General features: G+C 57.1%; 23 protein-coding genes and 2 pseudogenes. 13 read left to right on the top strand and 12 right to left on the bottom strand.

The genetic code is table 11. The features are described from left to right. Positions 1–113 precede the first annotated feature (113 nt). The 6 genes from QSV77_RS25225 to QSV77_RS25200 all read left to right on the top strand — a co-directional run bounded on the left by QSV77_RS25225 (position 114) and on the right by QSV77_RS25200 (position 4,740). Entirely contained in the window at positions 114–935 is an 822-nt protein-coding gene (locus tag QSV77_RS25225) for a transporter substrate-binding domain-containing protein (protein WP_112403151.1), read from the top strand. Positions 936–988: 53 nt separating this feature from the next. After that, complete coding sequence (locus QSV77_RS25220) at positions 989–1,636, top strand: amino acid ABC transporter permease (RefSeq protein ID WP_142845840.1); 648 nt, start codon at positions 989–991, stop codon at positions 1,634–1,636. After that, positions 1,636–2,292, top strand: coding sequence for an amino acid ABC transporter permease (locus tag QSV77_RS25215; protein ID WP_142845839.1), 657 nt, complete (start codon positions 1,636–1,638; stop codon positions 2,290–2,292). The genes QSV77_RS25220 and QSV77_RS25215 overlap by 1 nt, the downstream gene beginning before the upstream one ends. A gap of 8 nt (positions 2,293–2,300) precedes the next feature. Further along, positions 2,301–3,074, top strand: a complete 774-nt coding sequence (locus QSV77_RS25210) for an amino acid ABC transporter ATP-binding protein (protein WP_142845838.1) — start codon at positions 2,301–2,303, stop codon at positions 3,072–3,074. Between the two features lie 64 nt (positions 3,075–3,138). Next, the gene (locus QSV77_RS25205; protein WP_142845837.1) at positions 3,139–3,492 is read left to right on the top strand and encodes a RidA family protein; all 354 of its coding nucleotides are present in this window, start codon (positions 3,139–3,141) and stop codon (positions 3,490–3,492) included. Positions 3,493–3,498: 6 nt separating this feature from the next. Further along, a complete protein-coding gene (locus QSV77_RS25200) occupies positions 3,499–4,740 on the top strand; it encodes an FAD-binding oxidoreductase (RefSeq protein WP_142845836.1) in 1,242 nt (413 codons plus the stop codon). Between the two features lie 545 nt (positions 4,741–5,285). Here QSV77_RS25200 and pyk read toward each other — a convergent pair. The 4 genes from pyk to QSV77_RS25180 form a co-directional block, all read right to left on the bottom strand. After that, positions 5,286–6,701: a pyruvate kinase gene (gene pyk, locus QSV77_RS25195; protein ID WP_142845835.1), complete on the bottom strand. Its 1,416-nt coding sequence runs from the start codon at positions 6,699–6,701 to the stop codon at positions 5,286–5,288. Positions 6,702–6,737: 36 nt separating this feature from the next. Further along, positions 6,738–8,057 carry a glycerate kinase gene (locus tag QSV77_RS25190; RefSeq protein WP_243017677.1) on the bottom strand — a complete coding sequence of 440 codons (1,320 nt, stop codon included), beginning with the start codon at positions 8,055–8,057 and terminating at the stop codon, positions 6,738–6,740. A gap of 88 nt (positions 8,058–8,145) precedes the next feature. Beyond that, positions 8,146–9,465, bottom strand: coding sequence for an MFS transporter (locus tag QSV77_RS25185; protein ID WP_142845880.1), 1,320 nt, complete (start codon positions 9,463–9,465; stop codon positions 8,146–8,148). A gap of 157 nt (positions 9,466–9,622) precedes the next feature. Continuing rightward, positions 9,623–10,537, bottom strand: a complete 915-nt coding sequence (locus QSV77_RS25180) for a LysR family transcriptional regulator (protein ID WP_142845834.1) — start codon at positions 10,535–10,537, stop codon at positions 9,623–9,625. 102 nt (positions 10,538–10,639) lie between these two features. Between QSV77_RS25180 and QSV77_RS25175 the strand changes: the two are divergent. Next, positions 10,640–10,991: pseudogene (locus QSV77_RS25175) on the top strand (hypothetical protein); the annotation flags it as partial. Positions 10,992–11,079: 88 nt separating this feature from the next. Here the strand turns inward: QSV77_RS25175 and QSV77_RS25170 are convergent. The 4 genes from QSV77_RS25170 to QSV77_RS25155 are packed head-to-tail and all read right to left on the bottom strand — an operon-like array spanning position 11,080 to position 15,674. Continuing rightward, positions 11,080–11,565, bottom strand: coding sequence for a response regulator (locus QSV77_RS25170; RefSeq protein ID WP_193559583.1), 486 nt, complete (start codon positions 11,563–11,565; stop codon positions 11,080–11,082). Beyond that, on the bottom strand, positions 11,559–13,901 hold the full coding sequence (locus QSV77_RS25165; protein WP_142845833.1) for an ATP-binding protein: 2,343 nt from the start codon (positions 13,899–13,901) through the stop codon (positions 11,559–11,561). Before QSV77_RS25165 ends, QSV77_RS25170 begins: the two co-directional genes overlap by 7 nt. Beyond that, entirely contained in the window at positions 13,898–14,551 is a 654-nt protein-coding gene (locus QSV77_RS25160) for a response regulator transcription factor (RefSeq protein WP_142845832.1), read from the bottom strand. The genes QSV77_RS25165 and QSV77_RS25160 overlap by 4 nt, the downstream gene beginning before the upstream one ends. 10 nt (positions 14,552–14,561) lie before the next feature. Then, the gene (locus tag QSV77_RS25155) at positions 14,562–15,674 is read right to left on the bottom strand and encodes a sensor histidine kinase (RefSeq protein WP_142845831.1); all 1,113 of its coding nucleotides are present in this window, start codon (positions 15,672–15,674) and stop codon (positions 14,562–14,564) included. 181 nt (positions 15,675–15,855) lie between these two features. Between QSV77_RS25155 and QSV77_RS25150 the strand changes: the two genes are divergently transcribed. Next, entirely contained in the window at positions 15,856–16,308 is a 453-nt protein-coding gene (locus QSV77_RS25150; protein ID WP_302735552.1) for an SgcJ/EcaC family oxidoreductase, read from the top strand. Between the two features lie 92 nt (positions 16,309–16,400). On the opposite strand, the pseudogene QSV77_RS25145 reads toward QSV77_RS25150, so the two are convergent. Beyond that, positions 16,401–16,502, bottom strand: a pseudogene (locus QSV77_RS25145) (MBL fold metallo-hydrolase); the annotation flags it as partial. Positions 16,503–16,606: 104 nt separating this feature from the next. Between QSV77_RS25145 and QSV77_RS25140 the strand changes: the two are divergent. The 5 genes from QSV77_RS25140 to QSV77_RS25870 all read left to right on the top strand — a co-directional run bounded on the left by QSV77_RS25140 (position 16,607) and on the right by QSV77_RS25870 (position 21,968). Further along, a complete protein-coding gene (locus QSV77_RS25140) occupies positions 16,607–17,749 on the top strand; it encodes a DJ-1/PfpI family protein (RefSeq protein ID WP_142845829.1) in 1,143 nt (380 codons plus the stop codon). A 135-nt stretch (positions 17,750–17,884) separates the two neighbouring features. After that, complete coding sequence (locus tag QSV77_RS25135) at positions 17,885–18,826, top strand: GlxA family transcriptional regulator (RefSeq protein WP_142845828.1); 942 nt, start codon at positions 17,885–17,887, stop codon at positions 18,824–18,826. 358 nt (positions 18,827–19,184) lie between these two features. Next, complete coding sequence (gene istA / locus QSV77_RS25130) at positions 19,185–20,714, top strand: IS21 family transposase (protein WP_111796982.1); 1,530 nt, start codon at positions 19,185–19,187, stop codon at positions 20,712–20,714. Beyond that, positions 20,704–21,516, top strand: coding sequence for an IS21-like element helper ATPase IstB (gene istB, locus QSV77_RS25125; protein WP_111796911.1), 813 nt, complete (start codon positions 20,704–20,706; stop codon positions 21,514–21,516). The genes istA and istB overlap by 11 nt, the downstream gene beginning before the upstream one ends. A gap of 113 nt (positions 21,517–21,629) precedes the next feature. Beyond that, positions 21,630–21,968: a hypothetical protein gene (locus QSV77_RS25870; protein ID WP_368045870.1), complete on the top strand. Its 339-nt coding sequence runs from the start codon at positions 21,630–21,632 to the stop codon at positions 21,966–21,968. Between the two features lie 620 nt (positions 21,969–22,588). Here the strand turns inward: QSV77_RS25870 and QSV77_RS25120 are convergent. The 3 genes from QSV77_RS25120 to QSV77_RS25110 form a co-directional block, all read right to left on the bottom strand. After that, a complete protein-coding gene (locus QSV77_RS25120; protein ID WP_112402588.1) occupies positions 22,589–23,161 on the bottom strand; it encodes a TetR/AcrR family transcriptional regulator in 573 nt (190 codons plus the stop codon). Positions 23,162–23,292: 131 nt separating this feature from the next. Beyond that, positions 23,293–24,312 carry a D-cysteine desulfhydrase family protein gene (locus tag QSV77_RS25115; RefSeq protein WP_112402589.1) on the bottom strand — a complete coding sequence of 340 codons (1,020 nt, stop codon included), beginning with the start codon at positions 24,310–24,312 and terminating at the stop codon, positions 23,293–23,295. 95 nt (positions 24,313–24,407) lie between these two features. Further along, positions 24,408–25,721 carry an MFS transporter gene (locus tag QSV77_RS25110; RefSeq protein WP_112402590.1) on the bottom strand — a complete coding sequence of 438 codons (1,314 nt, stop codon included), beginning with the start codon at positions 25,719–25,721 and terminating at the stop codon, positions 24,408–24,410. Positions 25,722–25,734 lie beyond the last annotated feature (13 nt).

Here is a 25,734-nt window from a genome sequence, read left to right as displayed (position 1 = left end):
ACAAAAAAATCATTCTGGGAAAAGGAAAGTGATTTTTTTGAGAAAGACCATTTCGCGAATAAGGGCGCGCGAAGTGATGCATCAGTGCCCTCACAACAATAGGGAGCGCCATAATGGGCATTTCAACATTCGTGAAAACTGCGGCAATCTGCCTTGCCGGGGTCGCCATCGGTTTTTCATCCGCGCATGCCGACCAACTCGCCGACATCAAGGCGAGCGGTAAAATCCATTTCGCAACCGAAATGCTTTACCCACCTTTCGATATGCTTGTGAATGGCAAGTACGAAGGCTTCTGCCGCGATCTGGCGGATCTCGTAACTTCAGAACTGGGTGTTAAGCCTGAATACCAGGACCTTCCATGGACGGCTGTGCTTCCAGGCCTGGAAGCTGGCAAATTCGACATGACGAATGCTCCGGTCACGATCACGCATGAGCGTATGGAGCGCTATACCTTTACTCTTCCGATTTCCGACGCGACCGTTGGGCTGGTCAAGCGCACTGGCGATGATACGATCAAAAAGCCTGAAGACATCACAGGCAAGACGATTGCTGCGCAGAAGGGCTCGGCAGAACTTGGCGAGTTGAAGGCGTTTGCAGCCAAGCTCAAAGATGTGACGGTCAAGGAATATGCCTCTACCGAAGATGCCTATGCCGATCTAGCCGCAGGGCGGATTGATGCTGTTGCCAACGGCGCGCCGCTTGGTGCTTACGCCGCCTCCAAGCGTCCTGAACTTTTCTCAACCGTCAGCCCACCGTTCGGTGAAAAATCCTACTACGCCTGGGCAGCACGCAAGGGAGAAAAGAGCGCCACTCTGGTCACGGAAATCAACGCCATTCTGATCAAGCTGCAGGACGACGGACGACTTGGCGAGATTCAAAAGAAGTGGTTCGGACAGGTCATCGAGCTGCCGAAGACTTTTCCGGACGTCAAGTAATAGAGACTTCGTCACGGGCAGCTTTATAGCTGCCCGTCAGTCGGGAGGCGACAATGTTCTCATTTCAGGTCATCATTGACAATCTACCCCAGTTGCTCTGGGCTGCGCGGCTGACACTTCTGGTTTCAGTCCTTGGAGTGGCCATCGGGCTTGTTCTTGGCGCTGTTCTCTGTGCGGCCAGAATATCGCCGATCAGTAGTATCCGTACGGCCAGCGCTATCTACACGAGCTTTTTCCGCGGCGTACCGCTGCTCGTTCAGCTTCTTCTGTTCTACTATATGCTTCCGGTCATCGGTTTAAACGTTCCAGCAATGGTGGCTGCCGTCGGCACGGTCGGCTTGTGTTCATCAGCCTATGTCGCAGAGTATCTGCGTGGCGCGATCAACGCGATCCCGCCGGGACAGCGCGAAGCGGCGGTTACGCTCGGGTTTGCTCCAGCCCGGATCTGGACACGGATTATTCTACCGCAGGCTTTTCGGATTTCGCTGCCGGCGCTCGTCAATGAACTAATCTTGCTGGTGAAAGCATCGTCCTTGGTCTCGCTTGTCGGCATCACAGAGTTGACCCGAACAAGCCAGGCCCTGTCTTCGGCAACCTATCGCCCTCTTGAAATCTTCAGTTCGGCTGCCGCGGTCTATCTCGTTATCAATCTTTCCCTCGCGCTGCTTGGGCGTTTTCTTGAAAAAAGGAGCGCGATCTGATGGATATCAACCTCTTCATTGAATACGGCCCGGCGCTCTTGTCCGGTTTCGGAATGACGATCCTGTGTTGGGCAATCGGCACCATTGGCGGCGCAATTGTCGGCTTCACGATCGCTATTATACAACGCTACTCGAACGGCTTTGTTCGGGCAATCTTGCAGACCTATATCGAGGTTATTCGAGGCACGCCATTTCTCGTACAGCTCTTTCTGCTATATTATGGTGGCCCGCATCTGGGCCTGCGACTTGGAAGCCTTGAATCCGGTCTCGTTGGCCTGATCATCTATGGAAGCCCATATTTCGCAGAAATATTCCGCGCCGGTTTTCAGTCGGTCCCTCACGGACAGATCGAGGCAGCGAGGGCAATGAGCTTTTCGGAAGCCAGCATCGTTCGCCGCATCATGATCCCTATCCTGCTGGTTTCGACACTGCCGGCTTTGACCAATTTTGCGATTATCCTCACAAAGGAAACCGTCATCCTGTCGGTCGTTACCGTGCCGGAACTTCTGTACCAGGTGCAGACGATGTCGGCAGAGACCTTTGCCTTCGTTGAAGCGAACATCGCACTGGCGCTCTTTTTCTGGATTTTCGTTGAAGCCATATCGCGTTTCGGGCGGATGCTCGAAACCCGTGTCACCCATTATCTGATCAAGTGAGAACCGTTATGTCCATGTCTTCGGCTGACCTTTTGAAGGTTTCCAAAAGCTTCGGCACCTTCAGGGCGCTGCATGAAGTCTCGCTTCATGTTCCGCCAGGCAAGGTGACCTGCCTCATCGGCCCCTCCGGCTCAGGCAAATCCACGTTGCTTCGCTGTATCAATTTTCTGGAGCAATATGACTCCGGTGAAGTGCGTATCGATGGCGAACTGATAGGCTATGACAGCCCCGGCGGCCCGAAAATGTCCGCTGCCAAGCTGCGCGAAATGCGCCGCAAGATCGGAATGGTCTTCCAGCAATTCAATTTGTGGCCGCATATGACGGCGCTGCAGAATGTTGCGGAACCGCTTGTTCAGGTGCGCGGCCTGTCGCTTCGCGATGCGAAGGATAAGGCCATGGAAGCCCTGACCAAGGTCGGCCTTTCAGACAAAGGTGAGAACTATCCGAGCCGCCTGTCGGGCGGACAGCAGCAGCGGGTGGCAATTGCACGCGCCATTGCAATCCAGCCTCGGCTGATGCTGTTTGATGAGCCTACATCCGCGCTTGACCCTGAACTCATCGGTGAAGTTCTGCAGGTGATGAAGACACTTGCAGCGGAAGGTATGACCATGGTTGTCGTCACCCATGAAATGGGTTTCGCCTCGCATGTCGCCGATCAGGTGGCCTTCATGGTCTCAGGAAAAATGGTTGCCACCGGAAGTCCGTCCGAGATTTTCAGAAACCCTTCGGACCCTCGTCTGGAAGCGTTCCTTCACAGCTATCATGAACGTAATGACATCTGAACGCGGTTCGAAGTCACCGCAACGGCAGATTTCGTGAAGACATAGACAAGAAAGACAAATCAGAATGACAAGATCAACACTGCCATTTTCGCCGCTCCGCCGTGTCGGCAATACGGTCTATCTGTCGGGAGAGCTTGGCTTTGACGCGTCAGGCCAGATCGGCGGCGATATTGTCCAGCAAACAGAAACCACCCTGAACCGGATAGAAACCACGCTTGCCAACATTGGCCTTTCGCGCCGGGATATCGTTTCTTGCGCCTGCTATCTGGTTCACAAACATGATTTTGCAGGCTTCAACCAGGCATACCGGACATTTTTCGCAGAAGGTGAACTACCGACAAGAACCACGATCGTCACTGATCTGGTGCTTGATGCACTGATCGAAATTACGGTTATCGCCCAGGCGCAGGAATTGTGATCGCACATGACTGACTTTATCGTTCTCGGCGCGGGCATGGTTGGCGTGACGACCGCGTTGGCTTTGCAGGAATGCGGGCATCACGTCACTGTAGTGGACCGTAATCCCTCAGCCTGTGAGGCCAGCTACGGGAACGCAGGAATTATCCAGGTTGAAGCCACAGAACCCTACGGCTTTCCACGCGATCCCTTGAGCCTGATCCGTCTGGCCTTCGGGCTGGATAACTCCGTAAACTACCAGTTGGCTGCTCTTCCCGCTGCTGCCGGTTCGCTGGCAGGGTATTTTCTGAACTCGGCACCTCGTCGGCATCGGGAGATTTCATCTGTCTACCGCACCATCATCGAGCCCTCTGGAACAACACACGATCAACTCATCCATGCCTCCGGAGCCGAGCGGCTGATCAGACGCAACGGATACATCCAGATGTATCGCGGCAAGGCGGCTTTCGAGAAAGACGTGCAAAACGCTGAACGTTTAACGCGCGAATATGGTACACAGACCATGATCCTCGACAACGCAAATTTACAGAAAATGGAGCCGGTGCTGCAACGCGATTTCGTCGGGGCTATCCACTGGCGTGCCAGCCGGAGTTGCATCGACCCTGCCGCTCTGATCCAGGCCTATGCGGACCTCTTTCAGAGCCGGGGCGGCAGCCTCGTACAAGGAGATGCCGCAACGCTCGCCTCGTCGGGGGCAGGCTGGCAGGTGACGTTGAGCGATGGAGGCGTGGCTAAGGGTGAACAGGTTGTGGTCGCTTTAGGGAGCTGGTCGCCACAATTTTTGCGCCGCTTCGGGCATGTCTTCCCTATGATATACAAGCGTGGCTACCACCGCCACTATGATGCACCTTCTCTTCCCACCCGACCGCTTTTCGATGTGCAGGCGGCGGTTCTTTATTGCCCCATGAGACAGGGCTTGCGGCTGACAACTGGTGCTGAAATCGCCCGTTTTCCGAATGCACCCAAGACATCAAAACAACTTGAACGGGGTGAGAAGGCAGCGCGTGAAGTGCTGGATGTGGGTAACCCGATCGACCGTGAATCCTGGGCTGGCTGGCGACCCTGCATGCCGGACATGTTGCCGGTCATCGGCAAATTGCCTGGGGTAGACGGCATCTGGTGTAACTTTGGTCATGGCCATCACGGCTTCACGTTAGGACCGTCCACGGCACAGCTTTTGATTGGCGAGGTATCCGGCAAGCCTTTGAGCGCTCTCTCTTCGAGATTTTCACCAGCACGCTTTCAATAAAAGCGCACCGCAAGCCGTTGCCAAGGAGGTTGTACTTCTTCTGAAACAAAACTCGACACCGCATGATGCGCGTTGATTATACCGCCCGGAGGCCATGTCTTGTTTCACAATGGTAGTCAACAACGGTGCGGTTTGATCCGGTCCCATTGGTTTGAAGGGATTGACATGTTTCGAAAATCAAATCTCATGACGCGCGTACTAGTCGCCGCATCACTGGTCGTGGTTGTTGCGTTTGTCAGTTTTTCCATCTGTATCGACAGTCTCCATTATGATGCGACAACACGCGCCGTCCAATGACACCGTTTCGAATATCCTGGCAAAGCTGCAGCTTGAACGGCGTCGAATGCCGTCGATAAGGTCCTCGGGACTTCATGAGCCTTCTCCGATTGAGGCCCACAGAGCGTATCAGTTTTTTCGTACCCCATGGTCCAGCCCGAGGGGCTCACTCCAATGCCGGGTCAGCTCTCAGCGCAAATCAACAGTCCGAGGACCTCTTGAACAGTTGCGCGCCTTACTTCCTGTGGAAACCTGTCCTGTGCAAACCTTTAACCCAGCCGTACGACACGCAAATTGTTCGTCGCACCGCTTTGCCCGAAGGGAATGCCTGCGACGACGACGATGGTGTCGCAAGGCTCGACCAGACCGGAATCGTGGGCGAGCCGAGTGGCCGTTTCAACCATCTCCTCGTAGAAGCCGACGTCTTCCGAAAGCATACTTCTTGCGCCCCACATCAGACATAGTCTGCGGGCGATGTTCTCGTTCGGCGTGACGGCAAGGATCGGCGTTTTCGGCCGCTCGCGGGAAATCCGCGTCACTGTTGCGCCGCTGGTGGTGAAGCCGACGATGGCGGCTGCGTTGATTGAATGCGCCAGATTTGCGGAAGCGGCGGCAACCGCGTGCCGCGGCGACGGTTCCGCGCGCATCGGTACGGCGTCGATGAGCGGCCGATAGAGCCGATGCTGCTCCGTACTGCGAATGATCCTATCCATCATCGCCACGGCTTCCTGCGGATATTTGCCGCTGGCGGATTCTGCCGAAAGCATCACTGCATCCGCGCCGTCATAAATGGCGGTCGCTACGTCCGAAGCTTCGGCGCGCGTAGGCGTTGGCGAAGCGACCATCGAATCCAGCATCTGGGTCGCGACGATCACCGGCTTCGCTGCCAGACGGCAGGCGCGCACAAGCTCCTTTTGCCATCCCGGCACATCCTCGTGCGGGATTTCGACACCCAGATCGCCACGGGCGACCATGACCGCATCGGCGAGCTGGATGATGTCATCGATCTGATCCAGCGCTTGCGGCTTTTCAATCTTGGCGACCAGTCCTGCTCGACCTTGTATGAGCGCATGCGCCTCGATAAGATCCGATGCCTTCTGGACAAAAGAGAGAGCCACCCAATCCATGCCGAGCGACAACCCGAACTCCAGATCGGCGAGGTCCTTGGGGGTGAGCGGCGACATTTCGAGAGCCGTGCCCGGCAGGTTTACACCCTTGCGATTGGAAATCACGCCACCTGTCACGACCTCAGCTTCTATCCTTTGCGTGTCGACGCCGGTCACCTGCACGCGAACACGGCCGTCGTCAATCAACAGGTGTTGGCCGTGTGCCACCGCATCGAAGATTTCTCTGTGCGGCAGCGGTATCGTTAAGGCGTCGCCATCCTTGCCTTCGAGCACGAAGCCGATCCGATCGCCGTTGCTGACCTCAATGCGGCCATTGGCGACGGTTCCGACGCGAATTTTCGGTCCCTGCAGATCCTGCAGAATGCCAATGGGATGACCGATCTGCATTTCCAGTGCTCGGATGGCGGCATGAACGCTGGCGTGATCCTCTTGCGTCCCATGGCTGAAATTCAGCCGGAAAGTATCGACGCCCGCCTGATGCAGCGCTGCCAGCATCTTTGGCGACGCACTTGCCGGGCCCACGGTTGCCACGATTTTTGCACGGCGAAAATTGTGCATTAGTTTCATTTCCTGTTTCATTGAAAGACCTACCGCTCAATCGCCAGTGGCTATGAGCACGGCCCGGAAATCATTGACGTTTGTTCGGGTCGGCCCGGTGACTATGAGATCGTCCAAGCGCTCGAAAAAACTGTATGCATCGTTGTTGGCGAGATACTCAGCCGCGTTCAAACCCATTGCCTGCGCGCGCGCCAGTGTGTCTGGCCGTAGGATCGCACCGGCATTGTCTTCCGATCCGTCGATGCCGTCGGTGTCGCAGGCGAGAGCATAAGTGCTGGAAGTGCCTTCAAGAGAGACCGCCAGTGATAGCAGAAACTCGACATTGCGCCCACCACGGCCGTTGCCACGCACCCTGACCGTGGTTTCTCCGCCGGATAGTAGCAGGGCAGGCCCAGCAACCGGCTGGCCGAAGTCACGGATCTGCCGCGTGATTGCGGCGTGGAACGTAGCCACGTCCCGTGCTTCCCCTTCGATGCGATTGCTGAGGATCAGAGGCGTGAGGCCGAGATCGATGGCCTTGTTTGCTGCTGCTTCCAGCGCATGCTGGGCCGAAGCAACTATCGCCACGCGGTTGGCGGGGTTGGATATGGTCACATCGCGTTGGTAAGGGTCGCATAGCAAAGTGCGCACATGCTCAGGAACGGGGATGCCGTAACGATCAAGAATGGCGATCGCTTCGGCGGAAGTGCTGGCGTCGGGTATGGTCGGGCCGGAGGCGACTACCGCAGGATCGTCGCCGGGAACATCGGAAATCACCAGGGTGACGATGCGGGCTCCACCACAAGCGTCGGCCAGCCTGCCGCCTTTGATGGCCGAGAGATGCCTACGAACGCAGTTCATTTCGGAAATCGGCGCCCCGCTTAAAAGAAGCGCCCTGTTTATCGCACGCTTTTCCTCCAGGGTGACGCAGGGCGCCGGCATGGTCAGAAGCGAAGAACCGCCTCCGGAGATGAGGCAAAGGACCATATCGTTTGGTCCAAGCCCGGAAACGAGGTCGAGAATCCGGCGTGCCGCATCCGCGCCAGCTTCGTCGGGGACCGGGTGCCCAGCCTCAACGACCTCGATCTGGTGGCAATCGGCGCCGTGGCCGTACCGCGTCACGACCAGACCCTGCAGCGCGCCGCGCCAGTTTTCCTCCACGGCCTGGGCCATGCGGGCCGCGGCCTTGCCCGCGCCCACCACCACCGTGCGCCCGTTCTGCGGCGGGGTCGGTAGAAACGGCGGCACGACGACCAGAGGGTCAACGGCTTTCAGAGCGGCAGCAAACACTGCCGTCAGACATTCTTCGGGTGAAATGGGGGCTGACATGAGGATCTGGCTCTTTGCGAACTGAGCATTCGACACTGTGCTATTCATCTCGTTCTCCGGGAATTTGCCGACATCGACGGATAGCCATGTGATCTGCCCGTGCCACAAAATTCTGCGGGCGCGGGCAGAAGCATAGTCAACGCTGCATGGTTTTCGGGATGAATGCGGTGACGCAAACCGCGCCGATGCACAGGCTCATGGCAAGCGCGTACATCCCTGCGTTGGTGCTGCCGGTCGCATCGCGGATTGCACCAATGAGATAGGGGCTGGCGAAACCGGCGAGATTGCCGATGGAGTTGATGATGGCGATGCCCGCCGCCGCTGCCACACCGCCTAGATATCCGGTCGGTAAAGTCCAGAACAGGGGCAGCGTCGTCAGAATGCCGAGTGTTGCCAGGGAAAGCGCCACAAGCGACAGGGGAATACTCGTCAACACCAGCGTGGAAAGCAGGAGACCAAAAGCTCCGATCACGGCGCAGATTGCGATGTGCCAGCGGCGTTCGCCACTGAGATCGGAGTTGCGGCTGATTAGGATCATACCTACAGCAGCGGTCGCGTACGGAATTGCCGTTAGCAGACCTACCTCCATGACGTCTTTCGCACCGGCATTCTTGATGAGTTGCGGCAGCCAGAAGCTGATACCGTAGAGGCCCATGATGCAGCAGAAATAGATTGCCGAAAGCAGCCAGACCTTGCCGTTGGTAAAGACGGAACCGATTGTCATGGTCCGCTTCTTGCTGTCGTCATTGGCGAGGTCGGCCTCGATCAGGGACTTCTCGTCGTCAGAGAGCCATTTTGCACCACGAACGCTGTCGTCGAGATAGAATAACACAAAGATGCCGAGCAGAACGCTGGGAATGCCTTCCAGCAGGAACATCCATTGCCAACCGGACCAGCCGTTCAGGCCGGCAAAATCCTGCATGATCCAGCCCGACAGCGGTCCGCCGATGACACCGGCAAAAGCGATGCCGGTCATAAACGTGGCGACGATACGCGCCCGGCGATCCGCTGGAAACCAGTAGGTGAGATAGAGAATGACGCCGGGAAAGAACCCAGCTTCTGCGACCCCCAGCAGGAAGCGCAGGACATAGAACATCTCTGCCGATGTGACGAACATCATGGCTGCGGAGATCACACCCCATGTCACCATGATACGGGCGATCCAGACTTTGGCGCCGACCCGCGACAGGATGATATTGCTGGGAACTTCGAATATGAAATAGCCGATGAAGAAAATGCCCGCGCCGATACCGTACACCGTATCACTCAGCGAAAGATCGGACATCATCTGCAGCTTGGCAAAGCCTACATTGACGCGATCGAGGTATGAGGCGACGTAACAAATGAAGAGCAAGGGAACGAGGCGCCAAAACACCTTGTTGTAAACAGCACTGGCTTTGACCGCACGATCAAACGGCAGCGAACTTTCCGCCGCAAAAGCGGTTTCTCTTTGCATGATATCCTCCCAGATATGCATCGGGGCTAAGGCAGCCCGTCGATATCTGGTGCGTAACAACGGAGTGAACTGCGCGCCAATCGTTTTTCGGAATTGAGGCAATTCGCAAAGGGAATGACGTTGCTTTATTTGATATATTGCTGATTTAAAAGGGGGTTTATTTTGCGCCTGTTTCAGCGCCGAGGATAGGAGGATCCCCCACCATACTCGCCAGAACATGCAGCATGGCGGCAGTAGCTCCGTCCTCCCGGCGGTTTTCAGGGTAGATGAAAGACAGCGGACAGAGCGGAACAGCACCGTCCCAAAAAATCAGTTCACCGTCCCTTGCTGCAGCCCGGATTACTTCCTCACGCATCAGGCAAAGCCCCACGCCGCTCTTGACGAGGCTAACCATAGAAGCTTCCTGATCGACCTCGATGGCCACTGCGGGCGGCGCGATACCGGCATCGCCGAAGATCTTGTGAAAGATACGGTGTTGGGAACTATGAACATGCGGTCCGATCCAGGGCAGGCTCGCCAGGTCGTGGACCGTTGCACCGACCAGCTTCGATGCCCAAGTCGGCGGCGCTATGACGACATAGACAACCTGCCGAAGCTCGACGGCCGCGATTGAGGGATCTTCCACTTTTCCAAGATAGTATCCGGCCTCCAGCTCTCCCGATCGTACCTGGTGCAGGATGTCCCCGGAAATTCCATGCTGAAGCCTGATGTCGATCATCGGATGCCATCGAAGCATGCGAGCCAGAAAATCACCCAGGCGCAAAGAATCCGGGTCTATGATCGTCCCCAACCGCACGATACCGGCCACTTCGCCCCGAAGTTGCGCCGCTTTGTTGGTTAACGCAACAGCCGAACTCAGGGTTACTTCGGCTAGCGACAAGATGTCCCTGCCACTCTTGGTCAGCAATACACCGGTCGGGGTTCGTTCGAAGAGGGAAAGCCCTAATTCCTCCTCCAGCGCCTTTATGTGCTTTGAGACGGCAGGTTGGCTGAGGTGAAGCTGTTCCGATGCACGCGTCAGATGCTGACACCGTGCGACGGCAAGGAACGTCCTGAGCTGGTAGATCTCCATGATCCTGGCATTTTCCACGCGACAGATAATCCAGGAAGTATACCGAGACTGCCGTTCTCGCCAGAAGTTTTATCTGAAGCAGCCAAGGCATCATCGTTCCCTTTGCTGCTCTTGAACCGAATCGAATCTTAGACTGATGAAGCGTGCCGTCGTGCAGATGCGATCCGTGGTTTTCTGGAGCGCAACTCTAACGGTGCGACGGCCGCAGAAGTTGCACAGTTGGCGGCCGCATCGCAGAATGATCGTCGCTCGCCTCGAGGACATCGACCTCCAAAAGCGCGCCAGGCGCCGCAGTGAACAGAAGGTCGTGAAGACGACACCGGCAGTTCCCGGAGCGTTCGGCGCGTCCCGTTCCTTGGAAGTCGTGCAGATCGATCATACCAAGGCCGATGTCTTCGTTGTTGGCGAGGAAACCCGGCAGCCGATCGGCCGCCCATGGCTGACCTTGGCGATGCGTTTCGAAAGCGGTGTTAGGCTGGTTCGCCGGCAGGCAGCCAGGCCTCGCGCAGAACATCGAACTGCTTGTCGATCCCGGCAGCCAGCTAAAACCCATCGAACCCGTCAATCCTCTTCGCAGAGGTACTAGCGGCATTTCCTGTCAATCGCTGCAACTCGAGGAAGAGAAAACGCGTCTCAAGCAGGTTGACGATGCGAAGCACGGTTTCAACGGCATCCAACGGCTTGACGAGAAAATCCTTGGCCCCCAACGACAATGCTCGGCGGCGCGTTGTAATGGAAATGTCCGCCGTCAACACCACGATAGGAACGAAGCCGCGCGGACCGATAAGACGGGAAAACGCCTCCAGTAGTTGAAAGCCATCGATGTGCGGCATCATAAGGTCTAGCAGTACGATATCGGGCTTCAAATCGCGAAATATTTCGAGCGCGTTACGAGGATCAGTCGTCGAACAGATCCGCTCAAAGCCCTCTCGTTGCAGAAGCCGCGTCAAAAGCGCAATGTTGGCAGGCTCGTCATCGATGATCAGAAATCTCGCGTCGGGAGGAATGTCGATGGTCGTGTTCAGCATGCTATGTCTTCCACGGTCTTTACGAAGAGGCGCAGGTCAAGCGGCTTGGTGAGATAGGTTGTCGCCTCGGTCGCCATGGCCTTCTGGCGGGTCGCCTCCGTGGCGTCAGCACTGAGGACGACGACAGAAATCGCCCGGGTCTTGGGATCACTTCGTAGCATCTGAAGGACGTCAAGACCGCTCATGTCGGGCAGATCGAGGTCAAGAAGGATGAGGTCAGGCTTGTGCTGCACCGCCAAGGCCAAGCCCAATTCGCCAAGCATCGCCGATATCACGTCGCAGCCAAAATGGCGCGTCATTACATTCTCGATCAGACTGAGACTTTGCGAATTGTCTTCGATGCACAGCACTTTGGTGAGCTTGCTGTCGCTTGGACCCGATTTTATCGCCTGCATCGGCGCTATTTCGTCTAAAGCTTCTTTGTGAACACCGATGGGCAGGAGCACCGAAAACTTGGTGCCTTCAGGCGATGTTTCCACAAGTTCCAACCCTCCGCCCATCGCTTCTGTCAGGTGTTTGGACAAGGCAAGTCCCAGCCCAGTGCCTTCTATTGCGTTGCGGTCTTTTCCAAATCGCTCGAATGGCCGAAACAGGCGCTCGATGCCATCAGGCGAAATACCTGATCCGGTATCGCAGATATCGATCCTCAACATATCAGGCCCGTCCGTGCCTCCAGTGATCCTGACCTCACCGCCGGCGTGGTTGAACTTGATTGCGTTCGATAGAAGATTCAAAAAAACTTGCAGCAGCCGCCGGCGATCGGCATCGGTGAATATCTTTCCAATTTGCTTGTCGTCGAATTTCAGGTCGATGTCCCGCTCCTCCGCCAAAGGGCGGGCGAGCGCCAGAGCCTCCTGCAACACGCCGCCGATATCGATCGATTCGCGCGTAAGCTCCATCCGTCCAGCTTCGATCCTCGCAATATCGAGGATTTCGTCGATCAGGCTCAGCAGGTGGCGGCCGGCTGTCAGAATCTGCCTGACAGAGAACTGTGCATCCGGATCGTCCATGTCCATTTCGAGGATCTGGCCGAAGCCGAGGATCGAATTGAGCGGCGTACGCAACTCGTGGCTCATGCGCGATAGGAACTCGCTTTTGGCGTGACTTGCCCGTTCGGCCTCCCGCCGCGCCGCCAGCAGGGTTTCCTCAGCTTTCTTCCGGTCGGTCATGTCCCGGGTGATTTTGGAGAAGCCGCGTGAATTGCCGTGTTCATCCTTCAACGCCGTGACGATGACATTGGCCCAGAAGCGGCCGCCGTCCTTGCGAATACGCCATCCCTCATCTTCGACCGGGCCGAAGGAAACCGCCTGGGCCAGTTCCCGCGCGGGATGCGTTTGCCGCGTATCCTCGGGATAGAATCTGGAAAAATGTGCGCCTACGACCTCGTCTGCCGTATAGCCGGTGATCCGTTCAGCGCCAACATTCCAGCTAACAACGAGCCCGGTTTCGTCCAAACCGAAAATGCCGTAGTCATGTACACCGTCGACGAGCAGGCGGAAGCGTTCCTCACTTTCGCGCAGGGCGTCCTCACGCGCCTTCAGCAGACGGCTTGCCTCCTGCAGAGCTGCTGCAAGCTCGCCGAGTTCATCGCGTGCGGCAGGAAACGACCTAAGCTCCTGGCCCGCGGCCAAGTTCTGCGCCGCTTTCTGTAGCGTACCGACGCGCCGAACAATGCCATTCGACATCAGCACGCTGGCGCTGATGCCTCCGAGCAGGCCGAATACGGCGCCGAACAACGTGATCCATTGGGAACGGTCGCGGATGACGTCTGCCTCGTCGGTGCGCACGGCCAGAAGAAAATCTTCCCGTGCGCGCATCTCGTCGATCTTCGTTCGAAGCGTGTCCAGCAGCGCTTTGTTGTCCACCATAGTCTTCCGAATGCCGCCCGGGTCTGGTTGTCCAGACCGGCCACTGGCGTCACGCAAGGCGCTAAGGCCGCGCAGCTTTTGGTTTACCAGCGGCTCCATCTCGTCAAGTCGCACACGCTGGGCGTTATCTCTGATCAGCGGGCGCATGCTGGAAAACACACTGGGAAGCTCCGCGCTCGCCTTGTTGAAGGGCGCAAGGAAGGCCTCGTTACCCGTCAACAGAAATCCCCGCACGCCGGAGGCCGCTTCGGCGAGCAGTGCGTGCAACTCGAGAATATCGGATTGGATAGCCAAGGTCACGCGTACGTAATTTTCCGCCCGACGGCTCTCGCGGTCGGCGAGAAAAACCGAAGCCAACGCGATCAGGAAGCAGATCAGCGGCACGGCGATCACGATCAAGCCCTTACGGGCAAGCGGCTGGTCCAGAAACCGCTTTGACAAGGGGGCGAAAAGGCGCGAGACGATCATAGGCGTTCCCGATCCACAAGCCCGGCCCTGACAGCCATGACGGCCGCTTGCGTTCGATCGGCCACACCCAATTTGTAAAGAATGCGTTCGACGTGCACCTTTACGGTACCGGGTGAAATCGCAAGCGTCTTGGCTATCTCCTTGTTCGTCTCGCCGGTGGTCAATCGCGCGAGGATTTCCCGCTCGCGCGCGGTCAGCCGCTCGATGACCAAATCTCCGGATGCTTCCGGAGAGACCCGACGAAGCAGGCGACGCATCAGGTCAAGGTTGAAGAAGGATTGCCCTGCGGCGACGTTGGCGATCATCTGCAGGAGTTCGTCGCGCCGGATGTCTTTTAAGGCATAGCCGCTGGCGCCTGCCTTGATAGCGGCTTCGAGATAGTCGACGCTATCGTGCATCGTCAGCATGATGATTCGGGTTTCGGGTGATCGGATCCTGATCTGCGCCGCGGCCTCCAGGCCGTCCATGTCACCCATTCGTATATCGAGAAGGGCAACGTCCGGTCGCAGGCGCTCGCTGAGGATCACTGCGGACCCGCCATCGGCCGCCTCCGCCACGATCTCCAGATCGCTTGCGCTCGCAAGCACGGCGATAAGACCCGATCGAGCAAGCTCATGATCGTCTGCAATCAATATTCGGCAGTGTTTCAATAGGGTTCCCTCATAATATGGAAATCGGCGCTCGAGCGGTGACGACGGTTCCTTCGCCGGCCGCGGAGCGAATCGATATCGAACCGCCGATCAGGGCCATTCGTTCGCGCATCGCCGACATTCCGACGCCCTGTCCTCTTTTGTGAACGATAGGCGCGTCAGCAATGCCCCGGCCGTTGTCCGTAACAGAGAGGGTAACAAACTGCGCGTCGTCTAATGCAAGCCGCAGGTCGATCCGGCTACATCCGGAATGCTTCACGGCATTTGCCAAGGCCTCCTGCGCAACCCTATAAAAGGTCACCTCCAGCGCGCCGGGCAAGCGTCGGCCGTTCAGATCCGAATCAAAGTGAAGCTGCACCGATTGGATATCGTCGAGACGTGCACGAAGTGCGGCTTCGAGGCCGAGATCGTCCAGTTCCGCCGGCCGAAGCGCAGCAATCGCGCCTCTGACCTCTGCAATCGACATCCGAACAATCTCGGTGCTGCCCTCGATCGCCTCTCTGGTCGATCGCGTATCCTCGATCGCAACACTCGCGGCTTCCAAGCGAAATAGCAGACTCGCCAAGGACTGCGCCACGCCGTCGTGGAGATCGTAGGCGACCCTACGTCGCTCCTGCTCCTGCGCGCCGATCATCGCCGCGACCAAACGGGCCAGTTCGCGCTCGCGTGCCTTGAGGTCGAGCGTCAGCCGCTCGCTAAGAGTGCGTTGTTTCTCCGCCGCCAGAAAAGTCGCGAGTTGATCCGCCGCGATCTGGATCGTCTCACAATCCTCGTCATTGATAGGGAAGGCAAGGCGTGACAAGTGGAGTTCCAGCAGCTCCCCGCCCATCCATGCCTTGCCGACGAATAGCTGGTTGGTTGTCTCGGTCGTGACGTCGCCAGCCGCGCCCCGAGCAGGAAACTGCCAACCCGCGTTGGCTTCCGAGCGGATGGTGGCCGTGGTCGCTCCGGCAAAGCCGGCAATGGCGGAAAGTGCGGCGTACATGGCGGCATCCAAGGGGTCGCGGTCGAGCGTCGTGCGCACATCCACGATCAGTCGCAGACGCGCGGCCTTGGCTTCCGCATCGCGATAGAGACGCCGCAATTCGCGAATGGGCGATGTTATGCCGTCTGCGTCTGTCATTCCCGATCCTTCAGCAGTTCGTCTTATCCTAGATAGCAAGCCACCCGTTAAAATGCATAGGCCATTCGGCAGATACGATTGCGGCCATTCGGCAGACGCGCTGCGCCGCGCGACGAACCATCTCTGACAGGCCGGCACCAATGATGCCGGAAAGCCAATGTCAAAGTCGATGGAGACTGAAATGAAAAGACATCTACTTGCCGCTTCCGTGATTGCCCTTCTGGCGACGCCGGCTGTTGCAGAGGAATGCGCGCCGATCACCAAGCCTCAGGTGAAGCAGCTGTTTGATCGCTGGAACGCCTCGCTGGCGACACTGAATCCCGAAAAGGTCGTCGACAACTATGCTTCTGACGCCGTCCTCCTGCCGACCCTGTCGAACAAGCCGCGGCTAACGCAGGAGGAACGGAAGGAATATTTCGTGGACTTCCTGAAGAAGCATCCGCACGGCGAGATCGATAGCCGTTCGATTAAACTGGGCTGTAACGAAGCGCTCGACACGGGCATCTACACCTTCACTTTGAAGGATGGCAGCAAGGTTCCAGCGCGCTACACCTTCACCTATGAGTTCAAGGACGACAAATGGCTGATTTCGTCCCATCATTCCTCAGCTATGCCTGAAAAGCATCCAGATTAAGCCACTTCTGGTGGGAGCGCCGGGCATTTCCGCCGCTCCCCAAGCTTCTCTGCACCATTGCGTACGTGATGACCGATCGTACGGCCCTCATCTCAGCCCCACTTCATTTCGCCCTTGGCTACCTTCGAGCCGATGTCGAGTGCCACGCCCATGCCGAGACCTGGGAAGCGAACCTCCATGGCGGTTTTCAAGGCCACACAAGCGTTGGCGTGTCCGAAAAACGCCGATTTACGTCCTTTACGACATCGACGGGATGGAAAATAAGTCCTTGCATTGAACAGTGGCGAGAGGGTTTCCCATGCAATATGTGACTCGGCGGACGGTAATCATTTCCGGGATCGGGGCGGTTGGCGGGCTTGCGCTCGGCGCCGGAGCGGTTACCGCGCAGGAAGCCTCGAAGGCCTCGCCGGCATTTGACGCTTCTCGTAACCCGAACCTTGAAAAAATTGCGCCTTATCAAGCGCGGTTCGGCCGTACAAAGCCGTTAGTAGCGGTGGTCGGCCTCAACGAGGGCACCGTGATCAGCGACTTTTGTATCCCGTTTGGCGTGATGGCGCGGTCGGACGTAGCCGATGTCGTGTCGGTTTCGGTAAAGCCCGGTCCCGTGAAGATGCACCCTCTCACCTTTGAACTGCAATCGACTATCGACGATTTCGACAAGCGTTATCCCGAGGGAGCCGATTATCTGTTTGTACCGGCGGTATCGAACTTCAATGACGCTAACCTCTTACAGTGGGTCAAGGCGCAGAGCGAGAAGGGCGGCACCATTATCAGCATTTGTTACGGTGCTTTGCCGGTCGCCAACACAGGTCTGTTTGATGGCCATCGGGCAACCTCGCACTACAGCAATGAGGAGATGCGGGCGAAGCGTTTCCCGAAAGTGAAGTGGCAGAAAAACATCCGCTATGTTGCAGACGGCAAGTTCGTTTCCAGCGCGGGCGTCACCGCTTCCATGCCGACCTCTATTGCACTTGTCGAAGCGATCGCGGGCGAAGAAAAAGCCGCTCAGGTCGCCCGTGATGTCGGCATCGGCAACTGGGACTCAAGGCACAATAGCGACGTCTTCAAAGCTGATCCCGACAACGCCGACATGCCAGATGGCAATGCAAAACCGGAAATAACAATCGGCATTCCAGTGAAAGAAGGCGATGACGCGATTGCACTTTCCCTGACGGCGGAAGCTTATAGCACCACAGGCGTTACTACAGCGCTCGCAATCGCGGCGAGCAAAGCTCCGCTCCGCCTGGCCCATGGCCTTGTCGTCCTCCCCGACCTCGTTACGGGTGAATCTAAGTCGGTCGACCGCACCCTTGCGCCGCTCGATGCACATCAGGCGACCCGCGCGCTCGACATTGCGCTCACCGACATCTCCAAGACATATGGTCGAAAAGCCGCGAGGCACGTTGCACTCTTCATGGAATATCCGGGCTTCGAGGGGTGAGCGAGGCGCTTCTTATAATGGTCGTTTTCATAGGGCTCGCCGGCGACCCGCTCAGCGAGTCCTCAACGGGTTGACGAGGGCGCCGGCAGGTGGCTTGGTGAAGTTGACAGTCGCAACAATGGTCCGCTTTCGTTCATGACGCGTCACATAGGCTTTCTGGTGTTCTCCGGCTTCAACCTGCTTGATCTGAGTGGGCCGCTGGAAGTGTTCCGATGGGCCGCACGCGACAATCCTGGCGCTTATAAGCTCACCGTGATGTCCTTGAATGGTGGCGATGTCGAAAGCGAGTCTCCACTGACCATCAATACCAGGCCCCTAGTCCAGGAGCCGCTGGATACACTGCTTGTTGTTGGCGGGACTTTGGTTGGAGGGGTTTTTGCGCCAGACATGATCGATTATGTCCGTCAAGCCTCCTCTCTCGCCAGGCGAACGACGAGCGTCTGCACGGGGGCGTTTCTCCTGGCGGCCGCGGGCGTGCTGGACGGGGTCAGCGCCACCACGCACTGGATGGATGCCGCGAGACTCCAAGCCGCACACCCTGCCGTGTGCGTCAAGGCAGACCGGATCTTCATAAAGGCGGACAATGTGTGGACCTCGGCCGGGATCACCGCCGGTATCGACATGGCCTTGGCGCTTGTGGAAGAGGACCTTGGGCGGGAGGCATCGTTGGCGATCGCCCGAATGTTGGTGGTTTACCATCGCCGCGCGGGCGGTCAGCAACAGTATTCCTCGCTGCTCGACCTCGATCCAGACTCCGACAGAATCCGCTTGGTGCTCGCCTACATGCGAGCACATCTCAGCGACCCCTTGCCGATCGAGCGGCTGGCCGATGTCGCCCACTTGAGCGAGCGGCAGTTTGGACGAGCCTTCCGTGCCGCAACGGGTGTGACGCCCGCCAAGGCAATCGAGCGAATGAGAGCCGAAGTGGCTCGACCCAAAATTGAGGAAGGTCGAGAGCCCTTGGAAGTGATCGCCCGTTCGGTCGGTTTCAAAGATGCGAGCCGGATGCGCCAGAGCTTCATCCGTATTTTTGGACATCCGCCGCAAGCCGTCCGGCGTGCTTCCTCCTCAGCGTGAGTCAGCTTTCCAGGGAGACGCCCCACTAGCGTACCGCCTCACAACGTTCGAGGCGCGGCGCGACAGGGTGCGGCCGGGTGCCGAGGTCGCTCGGCATTCCTCATTGGCAACTTCGGGATCATCGGCTATGCGGTCGGCTCCAGCCTCCGATTACGCCCGCTGGTCGGCATGGGCGCGTCCGGGCCGGTGACACATTGTCGAATTCACGCTGTTTTCGGCTTTCTCGTTCGCTTTCAGCCGTTTCGTTGTTGATTTCCACTGAGAACTGACCCGGTAGCCCAGGATATTTCCATCGAGAATTGACCCATGTTTGAACCTTGCCCTGCGTGTTTTCAGCGGGGGCTACGGAGTGATCGACATGGCGTTACTGAGCGTGATCCGACGCTGGCATTTTCGAGACCACATATCGATCCGGGACATTTGCCGCAGGACCGGCCTATCCCGGAATACCATCCGCAAATATCTCCGGCTTGATGGCGTGGAACCATCGTTCAAGGTGCCGGAGCGGCCGAGCAAGCTTGATCCTTTTGCCGACCGGCTGTCAGCGTGGCTGCGGACGGAAGCCAAAAAGAACCGGAAGCAGCGGCGCAACCTGAAGCAATTACATGCCGATCTGGTGAGCCTTGGCTACGAGGGATCGTATGGTCGGGTTGCTGCTTTTGCTCGGGAATGGAAAGCTGATCTGCAAAGGGAGCTGCAGACATCGGGACGTGGGACGTTCGTTCCGCTGGCCTTTGATCCGGGTGAGGCCTTCCAGTTCGACTGGTCGGAAGACTGGGCAATCATCGGCAATGAGCGCACCAAACTGCAGGTGGCCCATACAAAGCTTAGCTATTCCAGGGCGTTCATCGTCCGGGCGTATCTTCTGCAGACGCACGAGATGCTGTTCGATGCCCATAACCACGCGTTCCGTGTCTTCGGCGGGGTGCCGCGGCGCGGCATCTACGACAACATGCGCACGGCAATCGATAAGATTGGACGCGGCAAGGAGCGCGACGTCAACATCCGCTTTATGGCAATGGCCAGCCACTACCTCTATGAGCCGGAGTTCTGCAATCCGGCGTCTGGTTGGGAGAAAGGCCAGGTCGAGAAGAATGTTCAGGATTCGCGCCATCGGTTCTTTCAACCGACACCACGCTTTCCATCGTTGGAAGCCCTGAACGACTGGCTGGAGCTTCGATGCAAGGAGGTTTGGCAGCAGACCCCGCATGGAAAGATGCGTGGCACTATCGCTGACCTCCTGGCCGAGGAAACAAAAACTCTGATGCCAACGGCGCGTGTCTTCGATGGTTTTGTCGAGCATAGCAAACGGGTGTCCCCAACCTGCCTGGTTCACTTCGATCGCAATCGCTACAGCGTTCCGGCATCCTTTGCCAACCGACCCGTCAGCATTCGAGTTTATCCAGACCGTATCGTTGTTGCAGCGGAGGGTCTGATCATATGCGAGCATCTTCGCGTCATCAGCCGGTCGCATGACGGACCTGGGCAGACGATTTACGATTGGCGGCACTATCTCGCGGTCGTGCAACGCAAACCTGGCGCTCTTCGCAATGGTGCGCCGTTCGTCGATCTTCCCGAAGCCTTCAGAACGCTGCAGCAGCACCTGCTCAAAAAGCCGGGTGGCGATCGAGAGATGGTCGATATTCTGGCGCTTGTTCTCCAGCACGACGAACAGGCAGTGCTATCGGCAGTCGATATGGCTTTGACGTCCGGAGTTCCGACCAAAACCCATGTGCTAAACCTGTTGCATCGCCTCGTCGATGGCAAATCCTCGACACCACCTACGATCGACGCGCCGCAAGCTCTTACACTTGCCAACGAGCCCAAGGCCAATGTCGAACGCTACGATACCCTGAGGAAGACTGCGGAGGTCCGCCATGCGTCATAACCCAGCCAGCGGAGCGATCGTTATCATGCTGCGCCAACTGAAGATGCACGGCATGGCTCAGGCAATCGGTGAGCTCACCGAACAAGGATCGCCAGCTTTTGAGGCTGCCATTCCTATTCTGTCGCAACTGCTCAAAGCGGAAACGGCAGAGCGGGAGGTTAGATCAACCGCCTATCAGCTCAAAATTGCCCGCTTCCCGGCCTATCGCGATCTCAACGGCTTCGACTTCTCCAGCAGCGAGATCAACGAGGCGCTCGTGCGCCAACTCCATCGCTGCGACTTCCTCGATGATGCCAACAACATCGTGCTGGTCGGCGGACCTGGGACAGGCAAAACCCATATTGCCACCGCTCTCGGTATCCAGGCAATCGAGCATCATCACAAACGCGTCCGGTTCTTCTCAACAGTCGAACTGGTCAACGCGCTTGAACAGGAGAAGACGCAAGGTCGCTCAGGGCAGATCGCCAATCGGCTTGTCCATTCCGATCTCGTCATCCTCGACGAATTGGGCTACCTGCCGTTCAGCGCGTCGGGAGGAGCTTTGCTGTTCCATCTCCTGAGCAGGCTCTACGAACGTACCAGTGTCGTCATCACCACCAACCTGAGCTTCAGCGAATGGGCCAGCGTCTTTGGCGATGCCAAGATGACCACGGCGCTGCTCGACCGCCTGACCCACCACTGCCACATCCTCGAAACCGGAAACGACAGCTTCCGCTTCAAGAATAGCTCAGCTCATGAACCGAAAAACACGAAGGAGAAAAACAGGAACTTGACCTCTACACCAGACCCGAAACATATCTAAAAGGCGGGTCAAATCTCGGTGGAAATACCGGGTCAGTTCTCAGTGGAAATCAACAAAGTGAGCTTCGGCAACAAATCTATACGAGTACAGAGGAGCCCCTGGATCTTTGTCTCATGCAGGCACCTTGCATCTATCGTCAGGCGGCGCTTGAAGCGCTGTTGCGAACGAATACAAACCACCGTGAAGTCATGACCGGAAACAGTGTTCAGTCCGTCCGCAGCGCAGTGATTTCTGGCTTAGGGATCAGCGTGCTGGGAGCTTCGTGCTTGGGGGCGGGATTACGGCCATCTCGACGAATGCACGATCTGGAGGCGCTCCCGCTGGCGACGATCAGTCTACACGGGCGAGATCATCGAAAAGATGACGTGGTGACCGTCATGCGGGAAGTTCTAGCTGATCACTTGCGGAGTGACCTGCCATTGAACTTTCCTCCAGAGGCGATTAACGCCTAGCACGACTTCAGCAGGCGACGTGATAGACGACGTTTCCCGACAAGCAGCCACTGGGGCCGATCAGGGCGCCATTGCCGCAGTTGATGCAGAACGCTTTCTTGCTCTCGCAATTTGCAGAAGCAGCTAAGCTCTCAATAGGGCGGATTAAACAGGTGAACAACATTCCCGCTACCGATGACGACAATTTTCAGACCTACGTATTAGGTAAAGAGGGCGTCACCGTTGTCCGATTTTGGGCAACATTGTGCCCACCTGAACTGCACCCCATTTCGACCGGACAGTCGGCATAAGCAGAAGGCTCAAGCACAGGCTTGGGTATAGGCTTATGTCTAACGAGTATCGACACGTTGAATTGCTGACAGGAGATGTCCGCCGCAGGCGATGGACAACCGAGCAGGGGTCGTTTGGCTATCGTTACTAGAAGTCCAGGGGATACCAGCGGGATCTCGCTCGATCGGTACTGCGCTCCGGCAGACTTGGCGAAGACACCGGGGCACCCTCGTCGACTGTTGCTGCTTGAGCATATAGCTCAAGGGGAAGCGATTGGGTGAATAAATATAGTCAACGACCAGTCTGATTCTCATCACGATCGATCGGCCTTTTGCGAGAACTCACGCCGATCAGCTCGTAGGGTTTGCCCCGGTCCCCAAGCTTGACCGCAGACTGGAAAGTGTCAATTCGAATCCGGATGCACCATCCAGCATTCGCTCCATCATGAGTGCCCCCTCAAGTGAGGTGACAACAAGGCGCGCTGCAGCGCGGCCTTCAAGATTGCTGTTCACCTGACGATTTCGCAAACCCTCTTCGTATACTTTTTGTACCCACTCAAGATGTTCACGGAAAAATGCTTCAGTCCCTGCCCGCAACTCTTCTGGCAAAATCTCGAGTTCGGCTGTAAGGGCCGCACAGAGGCAACCCAAACCTTTGTCCACTCCGGTAAGATAAAGCCGACCATAGGCATCTATTCGATCCAGTGCGTTGTCCGAATGTGCCTCTATTCTTGTCAGGGCATTTTTGTAACGCTGCCTGTAACTATCAAGAACCGTAGAGACCATTATTTCTTTTGTCGGGAAATGATAATGAATACTCGCCTTCCGAATTCCCACCCGTTCTGATACGTCTGCATAGCTGAAGCCGGAATACCCCCTGCGGCGTACAAGGTTTTCTGCATGTCTCAGCAGTTCATCGCGCATTTCAGACACGCCGTATCTCCTTTCCAAGCAAGCTATCGATAAGTAGATAGGCAACCGGACGACGAATTGCAACGAAAACGTCGGTTATATGGAGCCGCTCAACCGCGGGCGCCTGTAGCCGCAGGGATTAGTTACTCAAACGACTCTCGATAAGCGAACAATCCCGGCGCCCCGCCCGTCATAAGGAAAAGTACATTCTCGTTGTCCTTCACTACTCCGGAGCGAATCGCGTGAAGCATGCCTGCGAAAGCCTTGCCGGTATAAACGGGATCGACGAGCAAGCCCTCGGTCTGCGCGAGAGTGCTGATCGCGTCCCTCCCATGCTTCGACATGACACCGTAGCTATCTCCGAGTTGGCTGTCATCAACGTGGATTTCCGCCTGCGGGATACCCTCCTCGAAACCGAGCATCGATAGTAGTCTGTCTGTCAAATCTAACGTTCGAGCTTCAGTCGCCGCCGCAGAATCAAAGACGCAGTATCCAACGACATTTCGGTTGTTGCCGCTGAGTGCCCGGAAACCTGCAAGCAGGCCGGCATGCGTGCCGCTGCTGCCCGTTGCGGTAAAGATCCGATCAAATCTAATGTCGTTCGATCGTTCCTGCTCTAGTATTTCGCCGGCGCAATCGACATATCCAAGGCTGCCGCAAGGAGACGAGCCTCCAAGGCCGACAGAGTACGCTTTACGCCCCTGGCGTTGCAACACCCGGGCACGTTCGTGCGCCATGGCCAACGTGTCCGTATCCTTTGAGAAGGTGTGAACCGTTGCGCCAAACAGTTTGTTGAGCAACTGGTTGCCATTCGACTGGTAGGCTTGTGTTTCGTTCGGTACCAGGGTCGAGAGCATCAGTTCACATGCCAAGCCTGCTTTTGCAGCTGCGGCAGCGGTAATACGTGCGTGATTTGATTGCAGTCCGCCGGTCGTAATGATCGTGTCGCATCCATTTTTCAGAGCATCACCGATCAAAAACTCAAGCTTCCTCAGCTTGTTTCCCCCCATGCCGATCCCTATGAGGTCGTCGCGTTTGACATAGATCCGAACGCTTGTGCCGAGTGCCTTCTCAAGCCTGCGTAGCCGTTGAATCGGGGTTGGACCATCGAGGAGAGGAAAATGCGGGAAATCGTCTCGCAGCCTTTGGCGGGTCATGCTCATCAACGTTCATCCTTGATTCTGATATCTTATAGAAAGGATCGGCCGCGTTAGCAGCCGATCCGCGAAGCCTTTTTGGCGGCTCTAGGAATCTTGCTTCAGCACTTCGCTTGAATAAGACGTGCTGGCATCGCCAACAGCAGAAGTGCCGCTCCGGCAATTAGAACCCCGGCAAAAACATACAAGCCGATGTCAGTGCTTCCCGTCTGCGCCTTGATCGCACCGATCACCGTCGGGCTAACGAAACCGCCGATCAGAGCGAGCGAGTTAATCAGAGCGATGCCACCCGCCGCCGCGGTCCCAGACAAATAACGCGTGGGAATGGTCCAGAATACCGGCATCGCCGCGAAAACACCAACCGCGGCGACCGTAAGGCACGCAAGCCCAATGATCAGATTTGTCGTAAAGAACGTGCTGGCGACAAGCGCGGTCGCGCTGATCACCATGCATGTCGCGAGATGCCAACGCCGCTCGCCAGTCGCATCAGAACGCCGGCTAATGACGACCATGCCTATAGTGCTCGCAAGATAGGGGATTGCTGTTAGGAGGCCGATATGGAACGGGTCGGCAATGCCATAGCCCTTCACCATACCTGGCAACCAGAAACCGAGGACATAGATACCGGACGCCACGGCGAAGTAGACGGCCGCAAGCGCGTAGATCCGCGGATCACGAATGGCATCTTTCATCGAGTGCCGGCCGGATTGATCGGTCGGGCTCTTGATGTCTTCGGTGATTTGCGTGCGTTCCCGGTCGGACAACCAGCTTGCCTTCGACGGCCCGTCAATAAGCATCAGACCCGCAACGATACCCAACACCACGGCCGGAAGGCCTTCGATGAGAAACATCCATTGCCAACCATGCCACCCGTTCACGCCCTCCATGTGGCTCATGATCCAGCCAGACAATGGACCGCCGACGACACCGGCAATGGCGATTGCGGACATGAAGATGGCGATGATACCACCACGCATGCGTGCTGGAAACCAATAGGTGAGGTACAGGATGATGCCGGGGAAGAAGCCCGCTTCAAAAGCGCCGAGCAGGAAGCGCGCGATGTAAAACTGCATCGGCGTCTGCACGAACATCATGGCGGAGGAGACCAGACCCCAGCAGATCATAATCCGCATGATCGTCTTACGCGCTCCGATCTTAGTCAGGAGCAGGTTGCTCGGGACTTCGAACAGGACATAGCCTGCGAAGAAAATTCCAGCGCCCAAGCCGTAGACAGCATCGCTGAAACTGAGATCCTGCTGCATGCGCAACGCAGCAAAGCCGATATTAACGCGATCCAGATAGGCCACGATGTAGCTTACGAACAGCAGTGGCAAAATTTTCCATGCTACCCGTTTGTAGAGATTGTCAGTGTCTGTCGATGGCAAGGCCGTCGCCGCGGAATCGTACGATGTCATTCTACTTCCTCCC

The organism is Agrobacterium sp. V1 (assembly GCF_030518355.1).
GTDB classification, from domain to species: Bacteria; Pseudomonadota; Alphaproteobacteria; order Rhizobiales; family Rhizobiaceae; genus Agrobacterium; species Agrobacterium cucumeris.
Note: the sequence above shows the minus strand (reverse complement) of the source record. Positions and strands in the feature narration are given on the sequence as shown.